This window comes from Saccharobesus litoralis (genome assembly GCF_003063625.1).
Taxonomy (GTDB): domain Bacteria; phylum Pseudomonadota; class Gammaproteobacteria; order Enterobacterales; family Alteromonadaceae; genus Saccharobesus; species Saccharobesus litoralis.
This window is the reverse complement of sequence record NZ_CP026604.1, coordinates 1,778,706-1,793,977: the sequence shown is the minus strand read 5'-3', so window position 1 is coordinate 1,793,977 and position 15,272 is coordinate 1,778,706. Positions and strand designations below refer to the sequence as shown.

Annotated in this window: 9 protein-coding genes; 4 read left to right on the top strand and 5 right to left on the bottom strand. The window is 40.8% G+C overall.

All coding sequences use genetic code 11. The annotated features are described in order from the left end of the window. Positions 1-16 precede the first annotated feature (16 nt). The gene (locus C2869_RS06270; RefSeq protein WP_108602139.1) at positions 17-3,358 is read right to left on the bottom strand and encodes a TonB-dependent receptor; all 3,342 of its coding nucleotides are present in this window, start codon (positions 3,356-3,358) and stop codon (positions 17-19) included. Positions 3,359-4,060: 702 nt separating this feature from the next. Here C2869_RS06270 and C2869_RS06265 point away from each other — a divergent pair. After that, positions 4,061-5,200 carry an IS110 family RNA-guided transposase gene (locus C2869_RS06265; RefSeq protein ID WP_108601389.1) on the top strand — a complete coding sequence of 380 codons (1,140 nt, stop codon included), beginning with the start codon at positions 4,061-4,063 and terminating at the stop codon, positions 5,198-5,200. 671 nt (positions 5,201-5,871) lie between these two features. On the opposite strand, the gene C2869_RS06260 is transcribed toward C2869_RS06265, so the two are convergent. Continuing rightward, on the bottom strand, positions 5,872-7,326 hold the full coding sequence (locus C2869_RS06260; protein ID WP_108602138.1) for a tetratricopeptide repeat protein: 1,455 nt from the start codon (positions 7,324-7,326) through the stop codon (positions 5,872-5,874). Between the two features lie 546 nt (positions 7,327-7,872). Here C2869_RS06260 and kdgT point away from each other — a divergent pair. From kdgT to C2869_RS06245, 3 genes are all read left to right on the top strand, one after another. Then, a complete protein-coding gene (gene kdgT, locus C2869_RS06255; RefSeq protein WP_108602137.1) occupies positions 7,873-8,877 on the top strand; it encodes a 2-keto-3-deoxygluconate transporter in 1,005 nt (334 codons plus the stop codon). Positions 8,878-9,311: 434 nt separating this feature from the next. Beyond that, positions 9,312-9,683, top strand: coding sequence for a CidA/LrgA family protein (locus tag C2869_RS06250; RefSeq protein ID WP_108602136.1), 372 nt, complete (start codon positions 9,312-9,314; stop codon positions 9,681-9,683). Beyond that, the gene (locus C2869_RS06245) at positions 9,676-10,389 is read left to right on the top strand and encodes an LrgB family protein (protein ID WP_108602135.1); all 714 of its coding nucleotides are present in this window, start codon (positions 9,676-9,678) and stop codon (positions 10,387-10,389) included. The genes C2869_RS06250 and C2869_RS06245 overlap by 8 nt, the downstream gene beginning before the upstream one ends. A gap of 630 nt (positions 10,390-11,019) precedes the next feature. Here the strand turns inward: C2869_RS06245 and C2869_RS06240 are convergent. The 3 genes from C2869_RS06240 to C2869_RS06230 all read right to left on the bottom strand — a co-directional run bounded on the left by C2869_RS06240 (position 11,020) and on the right by C2869_RS06230 (position 15,134). Continuing rightward, positions 11,020-12,399 (bottom strand): hypothetical protein, encoded by a 1,380-nt coding sequence (locus tag C2869_RS06240; protein ID WP_108602134.1) that lies wholly within the window; start codon positions 12,397-12,399, stop codon positions 11,020-11,022. 281 nt (positions 12,400-12,680) lie between these two features. Further along, the gene (locus C2869_RS06235) at positions 12,681-14,483 is read right to left on the bottom strand and encodes a glycoside hydrolase family 43 protein (RefSeq protein WP_108602133.1); all 1,803 of its coding nucleotides are present in this window, start codon (positions 14,481-14,483) and stop codon (positions 12,681-12,683) included. Positions 14,484-14,501: 18 nt separating this feature from the next. After that, complete coding sequence (locus C2869_RS06230; RefSeq protein WP_108602132.1) at positions 14,502-15,134, bottom strand: 3-keto-disaccharide hydrolase; 633 nt, start codon at positions 15,132-15,134, stop codon at positions 14,502-14,504. Positions 15,135-15,272 lie beyond the last annotated feature (138 nt).

Below are 15,272 nucleotides of genomic sequence, written 5' to 3'. Positions count from 1 at the left end.
TAAATTAGACTGTCAGTTAAAAGCTGTAGCTCATGCCAACAGAAACGATACGCCCTTGATAACGAATACGGCTAATGGCTCTATCATTGCCTCCGATATATTCATACTCTTGACGGTTATTCAGGTTCATTACTTTAAGGTTTAGTGCTAAGCCTTTAAGGCTCTTGCGGAATCTGTATCTGGCAGATAAGTCCCAGCGGCCGCCTGCGGTCTGCGTACGAGCATCAGTGCCTAAGAAAGTGCCAGACTCATTGCCTGTACTTAACAGCTTTTCGTCTTGCCAGTTGTAGATAGTTTGAATACTAAAACCATGGTTTTCCCAGTACGCAATTAAGTTAGCCGTGTGAGGGGAAATTTTGGTCATTGGGATCCCGCCACCTTCATCTAGGTCAATCTTGGTGAAGTTCAACTTGCCACCAAAACCGTTCCACGGATAAGACAAGAAATCCAATTTTTGCTGCACAGATAATTCATAGCCGTAAAGCTTGACAGGAATGTCGCTGTTGTAGGTCGCTTTTACATTGACGATACGGCCGTTGTAAACATCGCCTGTTTCCGGATCAACGTACTCACCCACTTCTTCACACTGTCGTTGGTCGTTAAGAGCAACTTCGCCTACACCCCATGCTGCTTCATTGCCAATTGGACAGATAGTTTCTGTGACAATTTTGCCTTCAATTTCTTTGTAAAAGAAACCAGCAGAAATTGATGAACCTTCACGGTTATACCAAGCTAAGGACAAGTCATAGTTATTTGACGTATAAGGCAGTACTTCTGCTTTCGAGTTTTCTACTTTTACGCGGTTTTCATCAAAAGTATAAATCGGGCTGGGCACTTGCGATAATAGGTTAGGACGGACTAACGCCTTTGAATAAGCAGTACGTAATACGACATCATCATGTAAATCAACCGCTAAGTTGAATGAAGGTAAGGTATTGGTGTAGTCAGTTTCTGTTAATACGCGGATCGGATTACCGTCGATATTAAAGCCTTGACCGATAACATCGTTTGAGGTTTCAACATAACGCAAACCTGCGTTACCAGAGTAGGTAAATCCGCCTATTTCACCTGCAAATTTACCCATAAAGTAAGCAGCATTGATGGCTTGATCGGCACTAAAGTTATCACGGAATTTTTCGTTAACTTTGGTATTTTCTTGAGTACTTAAACGGTTAGCAAAACCAGTTTCTGGGATAATATGTAGGGCTTCATCCACATTACCGTCGCCATCATAGGCAACTAAACCGTCTTGCAGAACCGCTGTTAAGTTTCTGGAATCAAGCACCAACCAACCGGCATCTGAACCAAAATGACCTGGGTAGTCGCCGTTGAAATATTCATTTTCACTGTCAGACGTTAAGCCAGCTTTATAGAAGTCATCCCCTGTGATATTAGTCATGTTAACACCACCGCCGCCAATTCGCATGTTATAGGCTTCTAGGGTTTCACGAGAGTGACGAGCACCAAATTTAACACTGGTTAATGTGAAAGCATCACCACCTAAATCTGTGTAACGTTCAAAATTAATTTCAGCTGAATCCATCACACGTTCAGGACGTTCTACTGTGCCATTTATATAAAAATCAAGCGACTTACCGCCAACTTTGCTTTTTTGATTCGCTTCTTCTTCGGCGATATTTTCTGCGGTTAGCTCTTTATTTGCAGCTTGAAGTGCAGCAACGGCTTTATCATAAAAGAAATCTTCGGGGTAATCGTCAAAGTTAGCTGGATTAATTTTAGGGTCAAGGCTAGGACCAAACTGAGTTAGCCCAGCTCTTCGCCAACCATTGGCAAAGCGCTGCCAAGATTGATCACCTAAATCATAAAGCAAATTACCGTCAGCATCGGTTTGTTGTAAAACACCGTTGACATCAGAATAATTGTAACTATCCAAACCTGTGACAGTCGCGTAGGCTTTTGTCATATCGCCTTCACCAGTATAGATGGTGCCATCAATACCGGTTGGTGCGTAAGATAAACGCTCGCCAGTGTCCATATCACTATAGGTACTATGTGATTTGTTGGATAAACGAAGGTCGTAACCGTTGTTTATGCCTTCACTGACTGACTCTGATTTAGCAAAGGTTGTATCAATTAACCAGTCATCACTAGTGTAATTTGCGTAAACAAAGATACCTTTAGCTTCATCAACTGAACGATTTAAACGGTTTGATGGTTTATAGGAAACATTGCTTAGCTTAGCACTACTGACCACATAAGTCGGGATCATGGCTAAGTCAGGGTTATGTACGCCTTCTATATAATCTGGGTTGGCCGTTGAATCGATTTGAATCGGAGTACCTAATTCAGTGACGCGCTGCGTATTATTTTTACCCGAGCGATCAATCGAAAACAGTACGTCTTCCATATTGCTGTTATGCATTTCCTTTTTTGTGTAAAGGAAGTTGGCACCGACTTTTAATGAATCAAATGGTTTCCATTCGATATTACCGGTTGTAGAGAAACGATCACCGCGATTGTTAACGGTAACCTGATGCGCCTTACCTATGGTTTTAATAACCGAAAGCGGGGCGTTAATGTTATGCTCTGCTTTATAAGCTTCAAGATCTGCGCGGCTGATAAAGTTAGTATCAACGGTTTGATGATCTTGAATTGAGTTTAACGCGATATAATCAGTGAAGTTGGCTGTATCACTACGGAATTCTTGTACAGAGCCTGCTGCTTTAAAGGCAAACGCTAATTTGTCTTTGATAATGTGCTTTGAACCGGATAATTTGAAACCCTTATTCCAATCATTAGTCAGTTCTTCCCAGCGGCCATTTATGCCTAGTGAGAATTTACCGTCTTTTGAACCTAGCGCGCGTTGTAATTTTTTATTTACCACACCAGCCATGCCGCCTTCTTGTAAGTCAGCCGTTGGCGCTTTAACAACGGTTACGCCATCAAATACACTGGCTTCGAACGAACCAAAAGGATTTGATGCACCCACAACCCCTTTACTGCGACTTGGAATAGCAAATGACTGACCTTCAGCCATTGTTTTGGCGTAACCACCTGGTAAACCACGTAAGGTAATATTGGAGTTACGGCCAGAATCGTCAGTATTTAACTGAACGCCAGGGATAGACTGCATGGCTTCACCTAAATCTAGTGCTGGTAAAGCATCCATATCTTTAGCGGAAATGGCGTCGATAATTGATAGCGCTTCACGTTTTTCAAGTAGTGCTGACTCCAATGAACCTCGAACACCACTCACTTCAATCACTTCTGTTTCTTGTTGCTGTCTTTCTATCGCTGCTTTTACTTCTTCTGCTAAAACTGACGGAGCGAACATAGTCATCAGTACGCTGGCAGAGCTGCTAAGAAGTAGCGCTTTTTTAGTTATGGTTGTCTTCATTAATAGTTCCTAATCATGCTAGTAACGTAATTTTAGGTTGTAGAGAAATTTACCCTCTACAACGAAAAGCTGTGATTATTTAAAATTGCTACCCCCTACTTTGTTAAATAAAGGGTCAATTTTATTCACATAATATAAACATAGTGTCATAAATAGTCATTTATAGTCAACCCAATGTTGTAAATTACGTCTACTTTTTGCACAAATGAAAATAAACAATCACAAAAAATTTCAGTTTTGCTATTAATGCTAAATAGATAAAGCGAACCTATAATTTATTGGCCAGTTGTAAAAAACACGTTAATTGAAAGTTTTTAATGCCTGTAGATAAGTAGTATAGTCAAAGCGAACGTGGGTGACGGCGGGTTTCCGTAGCGGACAATATAGTCTTCTCGCTCAGGTCTTATGGTTCATTGTCAGCGCTTACTCTCGACTTTGACACCTGCGTCGTCCTACTACCTAAGTCCCTTTAGGCAACCCCAATCACATAGTTTATTCTTAAGATTTGGTAACTATTCAGCATTTCAAGCAACAAGCGTCAAACCATCTAAAAGTTATAAACTTGCTCTCTTGGGTAGAACAATTTGCAGGTTCTGCAAGCATGAATGCCAATGCCATTAAGTTAACGATTTCTGGTAGAAACTATGAAGGACAGTATATCGACTAACCTTAAGGTGACAAAACCAAAAAAGGTGAATAAAGATGAATACTGTCCTTCAAGATAAAGATAACGCAAATTCAAATATTTTGTACCTTGCTTTTGAATTAAGTGCAAAAAGCTGGAAGCTAGGATTTAGTAATAAAGTTAAGCTCAGACAGAAAACGATTGATGCTGGTGATTGGAATAGCCTACTTGCAGAAATTGAACTGGCAAAAGAAAAACTAAAATGCACACCAGACTGTCCGGTTTTTAGCTGTTACGAAGCGGGTCGAGATGGGTTTTGGATACACAGAGCATTGGAAAAAGAAAATATCACCAATTATGTGATTGACTCAGCCGCTATTGAAGTGAATCGGCGTCAACGCCAAGTCAAAAGTGATGGTGTGGACGTAAAAGCCTTAAACAGACTACTCATTCGTTATTGTTCAGGTGATTTGACGGCAATGAGGCCTGTTAGAGTCCCGACTATTGAGCAAGAAGATAAACGACGATTACAACGCGAACGAGGGCGATTAATCGAAGAGCGAGGGGCGCATTCAACAAGGATAAAATCTTTACTTTTTCTGCATGGCATACGGCTAGCAAACATAAAAGATTTAAAAACATTACTGCCTAAACTTAAAGGCGCCGTCACGGGGTATGACATTCCAGTTGATACGAAGAACGAATTACAACGCGAATACGAGCGCTATGTCATGGTAGATAATCAAGTGAAAGAACTTGAAGCGTTACAAAAAGAGCGAGTTACCCAAGCCCAAGACGGCAGTATGGAAAAACAGATAGAGCAAATGATGCAACTCAAAGCCGTAGGATGGCAAACCAGTTGGTACTTAGTTGCAGAATTTTTTAGCTGGCGAGATTTCAAAAACGCTAAGCAAGTGGGGAGTTGTGCGGGATTAACTCCAACACCTTATGACAGCGGAGACAGCCAACGCGAACAGGGAATAAGTAAAGCAGGCAATAAGCGGGTGCGCAAGGTCATGATAGAGTTTGCTTGGCTGTGGTTACGTTACCAAAAAGGCAGCAAATTAAGTCAATGGTTTAAGGAGCGCTTTGACAAAGGCAGCAAGCGGATGCGAAGAGTGGGAATAGTCGCGCTCGCGAGAAAATTATTAGTGGCTCTGTGGCGTTACCTTGAGCATGGTGTTATTCCCGAGGGTGCACAATTAACGGAAGGTTAATTGCACAGAGGCAGTCACAAATGACAACAAACACATAAGGAATTAACGTTAACGATTGTGAGAAGGTGCTCGTGCCCAACCTTGGTAAGCCAAGCTTGACCGTTTTTGTAGAAGGGGCACCTTCAACCAGATTTCACTGCACATACGAATGCAGTTTGAGGTAGCCAGCTTAGGGCTGGAACGGATAGAAGGTGGTTGCGCTCACACTTGATGTTGAGTAGCACGAATAAATTAATCTGGGCAATTGATTAACTTCAAAAATGGGAAAAAGCTTATGGTTTGAAGAAAGAGCATAAGAGATTTTTATAAATTAAAGGTTGGGTATTGACTTCCTGTCCTTCATAGAAGGTTGGGCTGAAGAATGAAGCCCAACAAAACCGCGGCTTGTGTTGGGCTTCGCAAGCTCTAGGGATTTTTGTTCCAGACAAATCCCAGCTACTTATATCCATATAAGCAAGCACCAACCTACGTTGGCTTAAGTTAACGACATTGGCATAAATGCTCGCCTACAGGAGAAAAGTTTGGCGGCTATTGTCGATGTGAAATACCCCCTTGTATCTTGTCTCTAGCTATAGAGTGATAACGTCTATCCTTGTGTAAAGGGGGTTTATTTAAGTTAATGAGGGTGGATCACATGGCTTTAAATATCGGCCAACTTTTGTTCCAACGCCCTACTCCGTAATATAAACTGTGCCTTGTGTTAATCTACCCAGTAACGACTCCCATTCAGCTACATCCCAATCAAAACGCGATGCCAAAGTGATGGCGTGTTCCAAATTAGCGATCACCTGAGTGTAATCACGATTTTTTCGATCAATATGCGACAAGGATAAAAGATAAAAATATTCTGGATTACTGGTTTGCGAACTTTCTATTTTTTCCAGTAATTTAATCGCTGTATCCAGATCATGTAGCGATTTATCTTTTGCTAATAATTTTAATTCGATAACTTTAATGGTCGCGGCAATATGATCTTTTACCATTGCCGATTCAAACCAAAATAACGCTTTTTTCTCGTCTTGTTTAACCCAAGGGCTAGTTGTGAGTAATTTACCTAAACGATACTCAGCGCGAGCCAATCCGTAACTGCTGGCTCTTGATATCCATTTAACCGCACTGTCTAAATCGCGCTGTTCACGATACAACTTAGCACCATATTCAAACATAGCACTGGGGTGGCCTTGTTTAGATAAATCCAATAATCGTTTTTCAACCTCTCCTTCTTCTTGCTCCAACCAAGGGAAGTTTTGCAAAGCCATCGCTAGCTCATACTGGCTTTTAAGAGATTGGTCTTTAACCAGTTTTTTCTTGGCTCTAAGAATGGCACCATATAATTTCTCGTTTTCTCGGATCAAGGCAAACCGGTCAAAATTAGCGGCGCCCATCGACACCCTATTAACAAATTCTACCGGTTTACCATCGAATGTTGGCTTGGGACCGGCAAACAATTTGTATTGTTTAATAATAGAAGTCACGGAACCACTCTTTTGCACTTCAGACACATATCTAACCGAGCCGTCACGGCCAATGTCGTTGTCAACAATGAGATAAGGTAGTTTCGGAGTCGAAACAATGCCATACAAGTCATTTGATTCCTCATCATCAAAACCAAAGTCTGATGCATTTAACATTTCATTTTCGGCATCATATTCATCTGCATAAAAGCGCGTTTTCAACTTAGACTCACCGTCGAATAGCACTTTCTTTTGCAGGTTTGCTACGATGAGTTCAGGATAATACTTTTGCTCAATCTGGCTTTTGCCATTGTTGCGTTTGTAATCATCAAGGATGGCTATAATTTTCTGCCGTTCAATTTCTGTAAAACTTTCTAGCAATTGATTTAGTATTTTTTGCGAGGAATGAAAATCGTATTCTTCTGCTAATGCAAAGTAAATTAAGGCGTTTAGCAAATCAGGTTTTACCCCTTGCCCCTGACGATACATTTGGCCAAGTTGATAATATGCATGTGGGTTGCCTACTTTAGCTGCGTTTAAATAGCCTTTTTTCGCTAATTCGTATTCCTTGCTCGTGTAATGTTTATCCGCTTTAAAAATGGAGGCATTTGCTGAACCAATACAATAAATGGCAGCAAGTAAAATTAAAGATTTATATGGTTTACTTAACATGTAAGTTCCCTCTTATTGAGTACGTTGGCTTTGTCTTTAAGCAATATTGTCATATTGAAAACCCGCTAAATCAGACCAATCGACAAAATATAGTCAAAGCGATCAGGTTTTAGGGGAAGCCGTCAAGCTTTGAGACCCCATGAGCATATGCTCTATTATGTGATTGGGGCGAGTAAGCGCAGACAATGAACCATAAAATCTGAGTGAGAAGACTATACCTGCAAAATACAATCAGATTTAATCTTTTACAATATATTTACCAAAATACAAATCATTAAAAATCAGATGAAGTTTAAAATATGGAACTAACATATCTATGTAAACCCTTATAATTATTAAAAATAATCACCCATTCACAACCTTTTTCTATAACCAACAATGACTTTTCAAAACACATTTGTGATTATTTATGACTATTTATTAACATTTTTGACTGGATTGTATTTTAATTGCATGCGATTATCTTAAGTAGAACTTAATTCACTGGAGCAAATGGCGAAATAACCGTTTTGCTCCTTAGGTCAAGTTAACGATAAAGAGAAAACAATGAAGATAAAACAAGCTGTAGAACGTGTACCTGGCGGTATGATGTTAGTCCCTCTATTTTTAGGCGCAGTAATTAACACTTTAGCACCGGATTCTGCGGATTATTTTGGTGGATTCACCAAAGGGATCATGACTGGGATTTTACCTATTCTTGCGGTCTGGTTTTTCTGTATAGGCGCTAGCATCGACCTAAGTTCAACTGGAACCGTGTTACGTAAGTCCGGTACTTTAGTTGTCACTAAAATTGGTACTGCTTGGATTGTTGCGCTTATTGCTGCCTCATTATTACCTGAACACGGAATTGAAGCCGGTTTATTTGCTGGTTTATCAACTCTTGCTATTGTTTCGGCAATGGATATGACTAATGGAGGCCTATACGCCAGTTTAATGAACCAGTACGGTTCAAAAGAAGAATCTGGCGCCTTTATTTTAATGTCTTTAGAATCTGGCCCTCTTATGACTATGCTAATTTTAGGTTCAGTCGGCGCCGCTACATTCGAATTACATCACTTTGTGGGTGCGGTATTGCCGTTCCTTGCTGGTTTTATTTTAGGTAACTTGGACGTTAGTCTGCGCGAGTTTTTTAGTCGAGCCAGTGCAATCATGATCCCATTTGTTGGTTTCGCCTTAGGTAACACCATTAACTTAGGTGTTATTTTTGATACAGGTTTACTCGGTATTTTATTAGGTGTTGCCGTTATTGTTATTACAGGTATTCCGCTGATTTTTGCTGACCGTTGGATTGGTAAAGGTAACGGAACAGCGGGTGTCGCTGCGTCTTCTACCGCGGGGGCCGCTATTGCTAACCCTGCTGCTATTGCCGCCATCGAACCTAAATTCGCTGTCGCGGCGCAAAGTGCAACAGCATTGATCGCGACAAGTGTGATCGTAACTTCTATTTTGGTCCCTATTATTACCTCTATGTACTTCAAGCGATATGGCGATCCATCACAAGTTGATAACGATGGTGCTATCGATACTGAAAGTGTGGAAATGAGCCACTAATCGCTCACAGCCGCCTTATTGCCTAAAAAGCGCTATATGATGTAGCGCTTTTTTGTTTTTCTAACTTTCCCACCTTACGAATATTCTTTCTTTCGGCTATCAGTTGACGCAAATCAATCAATATAAACCGACTGATTGCACTGACTATAAATATTCGAAATAATACCGCCAATACAGATTGACTCATCAATATCCAGCGCCTCTAATTAATAATTTGCTTGCATAAATATCTATAGTCAAAGCGATCAGGTTTTAGGGGAAGCCGTCAAGCTTCGAGACCCCATGAGCATATGCTCTACTATGTGATTGGGGCTGCCTAAAGGGATTTAGGTAGTAGAACGACGCAGGAGCCAAAGTCGAGAGTAAGCGCTGACAATGAACCATAAAACCTGAGCGAGAAGACTATATCTACGCGCTATTTCACAAGGCCTTACATGTTTGAATATTTTACCTTAATTTTGCTTTGCCAATTCTTGGGCGAGCTGTTCGTCATATCGACTGGTGCACCCTTACCGGGTCCAGTTGTGGGTATGGGCTTATTGTTTTTGTTCCTCGTGATTAAAGGTGGCGTTCCGCAAAAACTAGAAAGTGTTGGTGGTTTTTTATTAAGCAATTTGTCTTTGCTGTTTGTACCTGCTGGGGTTGGTGTCATAACCCACTTATCTTTATTAAAAGCGGATCTCGTGCCACTTTCAGTTGCTATCGTTATTAGTACGATACTCGCCATTATTGTTACCGCGTTTTCCATGGCAATGTTCAATAAAGATGACAAATTAATGCAAAAAGGAAAACTGCATCATGACTGAGCAACAAAATGTTTGGGTTTATTTAAGTTCTAATCCTTTATTGCATTTAACCATGACCATGGCGGTATTTGCTTTAGCAAATAAAATCTATAAAAAAGCTAATTTCAACCCACTGCTCAACCCTGTGTTAATTAGCATTATGGTTATTGTGTCTTTTCTATTGCTATCCAATACCAGTTATGACACCTATTTTACAGGCGCACAATTTATCCATTTTTTATTAGGGCCTGCTACCGTAGCCTTGGCTATTCCGCTCTATAAACAGTTCAACCGTATTAAACAATCCGCAGGCGCTATTGTCGCTAGCTTATTAATAGGTTCGTCGACGGCAGCGGTAAGTGCAATTGGCATAGCATGGTTATTAGATGCAAAATTGTTATCTATTGTTTCTTTAGCCCCCAAATCGATAACCGCACCTGTGGCAATGGGTATTTCAGAACAATTGGGCGGCTTAGCGTCTTTAACTGCTGTATTGGTTATTCTTACCGGTATTTTAGGTGCTATGCTTGGGCCTTGGATAGTTAAACTAATCAAAATCAAAGATAATGCAGCATTAGGTATGGCTTTAGGCACGGCTAGCCATGGCATTGGCACCGCCAGAGCGTTGCAAGTGAACGATGTTGCTGGCGCATTTTCAGGTCTTGCAATGGGACTAAACGCGTTAGCCACCGCCATCTTACTACCCTTGTTATGGCAGTTATTTTAGGGCCGGTTTTACACCGGCAAACCTAGCGGTTCTAAAATCAGTTAGGGTTAGTGGATATAAAATCCACCCTACATGCAAATTCGTTGAAATAAATTTCAACCGACAAAACATCTACTTTGTGGGGCCGGTTTTACACCGGCAGACCTAGAGTATCTTAAATCAGTTAGGGTTAGTGGATATAAAATCCACCCTACGTACACATTCGTTGAAATAAATTTCAACCGACAAAACATCTACCTTGTGGGGCCGGTTTTGCACCGGCAAACCTAGCGTATCTTAAATCAGTTAGGGTTAGTGGATATAAAATCCACCCTACATACAGATTCGTTGAAATAAATTTCAACCGACAAATATGTACCTTGTGGGGCCGGTTTTACACCGGCAAACCTAGCGGTTCTAAAATCAGTTAGGGTTAGTGGATATAAAATCCACCCTACATGCAAATTTGTTGAAATAAATTTCAACCGACAAAACATCTACTTTGTGGGGCCGGTTTTACACCGGCAAACCTAGAGTATCTTAAATCAGTTAGGGTTAGTGGATATAAAATCCACCCTACGTACACATTCGTTGAAATAAATTTCAACCGACAAATATGTACCTTGTGGAGCCGGTTTTACACCGGCAAACCTAGCGTTTTCTGCGGTTAGCAAAGTCTTGTAATTGCTGGCGGGTGTTGGTTTCGTCATCTGGCACTAATTCAATTAATGCATTGGCTTGGGCTTTATCTGAACGCGATAAACTCGCATAAAGTCGTTTATAAGCAGATGCCTTATTTTGCGGATGTTGATTCAATAGTTGCTCAACAATATTGACTTGATCATTAAGAGAAATGTCTTGGCTATACTTAGCTGTGACTAACATACTCGTAAGCGATGAGGTGAGTTTTTTCGGGTTGTCTATTTTCTTTAGCCAATCGACACTTTGTTCCATGTCGGTTCGCGCATAACCTTGCGCTGCATAAGCCGCAATATTGGCTTTATCCTGACTTGGCATAGCTTGATAAAATTGCTTTAGCTGCTCTGGATTATCCGCTTGAGTCAATGAGCGGATCAGGTCCCGTTTAATGTCTTTATTATTTATTTTAGGGTTATCAATTAAAAAGTCTGTGGTCCATAATACATCCTGCTTGGCAATTTCAGTTAATGCCCCGCTAACCAATATCATGTCATATTGTCCATTATCATTACCTGCTGCCATGGCCTGATCGAGCAAAGAATACGGCTCTTGCTGCGCTAAACTGCTGGCAATATCCCTAAGTGCATATTTCTGATTGGCCTTGAGCCATAAATCAGACTGCTTAGCGAACTGATAAGCTTGCTTACCTATGTTAGGGTCTTGCGCTGCAACGGATAAAATACGGCGCAAAGTATGACCAAATTTACTGGAGTCCACTTGCTTAACTCTATCCAGATCCGCATTAACTAACCATTCATAGGCCACATCTACCGAGTTTTGCGTTAGCGTATGCATAATGGCTGCACCACTGTCAGCTAATTGCTCATCTGTCATGATATTAAGTAAATCAACAGCTGAGCTTGGATGTCTTTTGGCAAAGTCTTTTAGTAAAAGAAAAGACGCTTCGCGTAAGCTGGCATCGCTATTAGGGTGTAAATTGGCTAATAAAAAATCTTGTTGGGCGCTAACCGACTCTTTTTGTAAACCTGACAATAGTTTTAAAATTTCAATACGAGAATCAACAGCAGATAAATCCGTATTGGCTTGAATAAGTGCAACTTGCTCTTGCCAAGACGCGGCAATATCCAGCGAATGTTGATTGCCCTTTGCTTCAGATTCATCTTGAAAGACAGCTGGTGATTTTGATTGAGGATCCGTTGGCGAGTGAGTGCTTGATAAGCCGCGTTTAACGTTATCTAAATTAACGGGTTTTACATCAAGTTGAGGCGCATTAGGGTTTGATAATTCAGTCATTCCCGTTCCCTGAGTCAGCACTGCAACGCCATAACCCAAGCCAACACCAGCCAATAATGAAATGGTTAATTTATACATCCTGTACCTTTTCAACGTTTATTTTTTATCAGTTTATGTAACCAGCCAAAGGTTTAAAATCAAGCATATTTACAATATTTATACATTTATAGAGCTTAATTTATAAGTTACTAGCTACCTGTTTTCACTCAAGTATTGTCACTCTCAACAGGATTAGCAATGACAATCCCATATTGAAAAAATTATCATTTTGGTAAATAAATACTCACCTATAAGTACAAAAAAGCCAGCCTTAATAACAATCAAGGCGGGCTTAAGATTTACAGATTTATATTTGTTATTTATTTAAAAGCGATACGAGCGGCTTTAGGACCATCATAATCGTATGTAAACCAATCAACATCTATGTGTCCGGCGTCAGTGTCGCGTTGTTCATTCCACGAGAAGAAACCTAAACGATCGCCTGTCCATTTACCAAAAGCAATGGTAAAGCTTGGGCCAAAGGCTTTGTAATTTTTACCGTTAAAGCTGTACTCGTAGGTAGCTTGGTCACGCGCGTTTGATGTACGCACGTATAAGTCGTTACCTGTGATCTCTGGGCCTTTGGTTTTGTTACTCATTTTATCCATGTAGAACAAATGCTTCTTGCCATTAGCATCCACTTCCACACCTAGCAGGTTAAATACTCCGCCGTAACGGACAAAACCGGCTAATTGATTTGGCTTCATGCCTGAAATATCAAATTTAGCCACTGCGGTACCGGTAGTGATACCCATCATACGTTGGCTTAGGGTGTTTGGCGCGCGCCAAAAATCAGAATCTGACCCATCATTATTGGTCCATTCGTTGATTTTAGGGCCGTGGTTGCTGTTGTTTGGCAATACTTTGCTAGCTTTTAATCGTAACCAACCTGGGCGTTCTGTTAGCGACCAATGGCTGTCTCTTGGGTTATGGTTCCATTCCCATTGTGGTCCGAGTTTGCTTGATGAGAAATCATCATCGCTCTTAGGTGCGGTGATAGGATAACCATTAATCGGCTTTTTATAACGCTTAAGTGGCTCACCAATACCGTCATTATCTTCGTCAAAACCAATAATTGGCCAACCATCAACCCAAGTCACAGGCTCTAAACATTGTGGGCGACCTTGGAACGGAATATCGTCATTTTGAATAAGCTGATGCATGTACCACCAAGATCCATCTGGTGCGGTCATAAAGCCACCTTGACTGGCACTACGGTTGTTAAACTCTTTGCCTTTTTCTAAGATAGTTTTAACTTCGTATGGGCCGTAAATACTTTCTTTTGAACGCAAAATTAACTGTTTACGGTCGTTTTTAGGGTTTTTAACACCCGGCTTGGTTGAGTAATCACCCATGGTCCATTGCGCCATGGTGATATACCAAGTGCCGTCAATCTTGTAGATTTTAGCCGCTTCTGCCCCCATGCCGGTGTAAACTAATTTACCTTCGTCAAGGATTTTGGTGCCATCCCAGCTCATTTCATAAATGTAGTTTTCGTTACCTTCAATTTTGTTATCTGGGCTTTTATGTTTTAAGCCTGTATTAATGATGACGTAAGCTTTTTTCGTTTCGTGATCAAAATATACCCCTGGATCATCTAATACTTCCGCATGCGGTAGCATCATAATAGGCTCACTCCACGGGCCGCTAATGTCGTCAGCCATGGTAACCATAAGGCCGTGTTGGTAATCAATTTGATAGACGTACCATTTACCTTCGTGGTAAGCAATATCACCTGCCCATGTACCAAACGAATAGCCATTCATGCGATCCCAGTTATATTCTGGCGCCCATGACAATTTAGGAAAAGCATGGCCGGTGTTGGTCCAGTTAACCATGTCTTTTGACTCTAAAATTGGCATACCAGGCGACATATGCTGCTTAGATGTGATCATGTAGTAGGTGTCGCCGACTTGCTCAATATCTGAATCCGGATAATCAGCATTTAAGATAGGGTTAATGTAGGTACCGTCGCCTTGATCACCAAAACTCCCCGTTTGTGCTGGGATCAACTTTGGCGCACTGGCAGAGGTATTTTTATCAGCAACAGCATTACACCCTGCTAACCCAACGAGTAACGAACAGCCTATGAGACTTTTAATGTTTTGTGTAAGCAATTTCATGTTAATAATTCCTAACGATTACAAGGGTAATACTTCAATTTTTCTGAACTCTAAAAGGCCAAACTCACCTTGAATGCCAATATGGCCATCAAGGTTTTTAATATGGGTTGCAGTACTAATAACGATGTCATTTAATTTAACTTGTAACGTTTCGCCTTTAGCCGTAATTTCGTAGGTGTGCCATTCACCATGCGGTTTGTAGGCAAGCTTTAATGCTTCTAAATCAAACGCGTGTTGAAAAGGTGGGGCACCGTAAGGGATCATTTGCGCCAATGCGATACCTTCGAGCGTGTCTTTAGCTTGCACTTGATAGCCATTATTTGGATAGCCTTTTTCGTCTTGATGTTTGGTTGCTTGGGTACGCACAAAAATGCCACTGTTGGCTTCTTTCTCTAAAAAGCGAAATTCCATGGTAAGCACATAATCACTAAAAGTATCGTTTGAACGTAACCAACCTGTGCCGCGGTTTAACTTGATAACGCCATTTTCCACCGAAAATTGTCCATTACTTTCAATCGTCCAATTGCTTAAGTCTTTACCGTTAAACAACTGAATAGGTTGCTTTTCTACCATTGAGGACGATGATGACGTTGACTGACAACCGATTAATGCCAAACTTGCCACAAAAAGCGCTGAAGCTAATTTTTTCATGTGAGTACCTTATTTTGTGAATTCAAAAGAGCTTATTCCTGAGTAACAAATGACTAAGTAGCAAATGACTCAGTAGCAAATTGCTAAGTGCCAACTCTTCTATGTCTAATGTCAATTCGCACGATCCAGCCGAAAAAT

Coding starts and splice junctions, on each gene's coding strand:
- C2869_RS06270 (WP_108602139.1), bottom strand. CDS start 3,358: ATGAAGACAACCATAACTAAAAAAGCGCTACTTCTTAGCAGCTCTGCC.
- C2869_RS06265 (WP_108601389.1), top strand. CDS start 4,061: ATGAATACTGTCCTTCAAGATAAAGATAACGCAAATTCAAATATTTTG.
- C2869_RS06260 (WP_108602138.1), bottom strand. CDS start 7,326: ATGTTAAGTAAACCATATAAATCTTTAATTTTACTTGCTGCCATTTAT.
- kdgT (WP_108602137.1), top strand. CDS start 7,873: ATGAAGATAAAACAAGCTGTAGAACGTGTACCTGGCGGTATGATGTTA.
- C2869_RS06250 (WP_108602136.1), top strand. CDS start 9,312: ATGTTTGAATATTTTACCTTAATTTTGCTTTGCCAATTCTTGGGCGAG.
- C2869_RS06245 (WP_108602135.1), top strand. CDS start 9,676: ATGACTGAGCAACAAAATGTTTGGGTTTATTTAAGTTCTAATCCTTTA.
- C2869_RS06240 (WP_108602134.1), bottom strand. CDS start 12,399: ATGTATAAATTAACCATTTCATTATTGGCTGGTGTTGGCTTGGGTTAT.
- C2869_RS06235 (WP_108602133.1), bottom strand. CDS start 14,483: ATGAAATTGCTTACACAAAACATTAAAAGTCTCATAGGCTGTTCGTTA.
- C2869_RS06230 (WP_108602132.1), bottom strand. CDS start 15,134: ATGAAAAAATTAGCTTCAGCGCTTTTTGTGGCAAGTTTGGCATTAATC.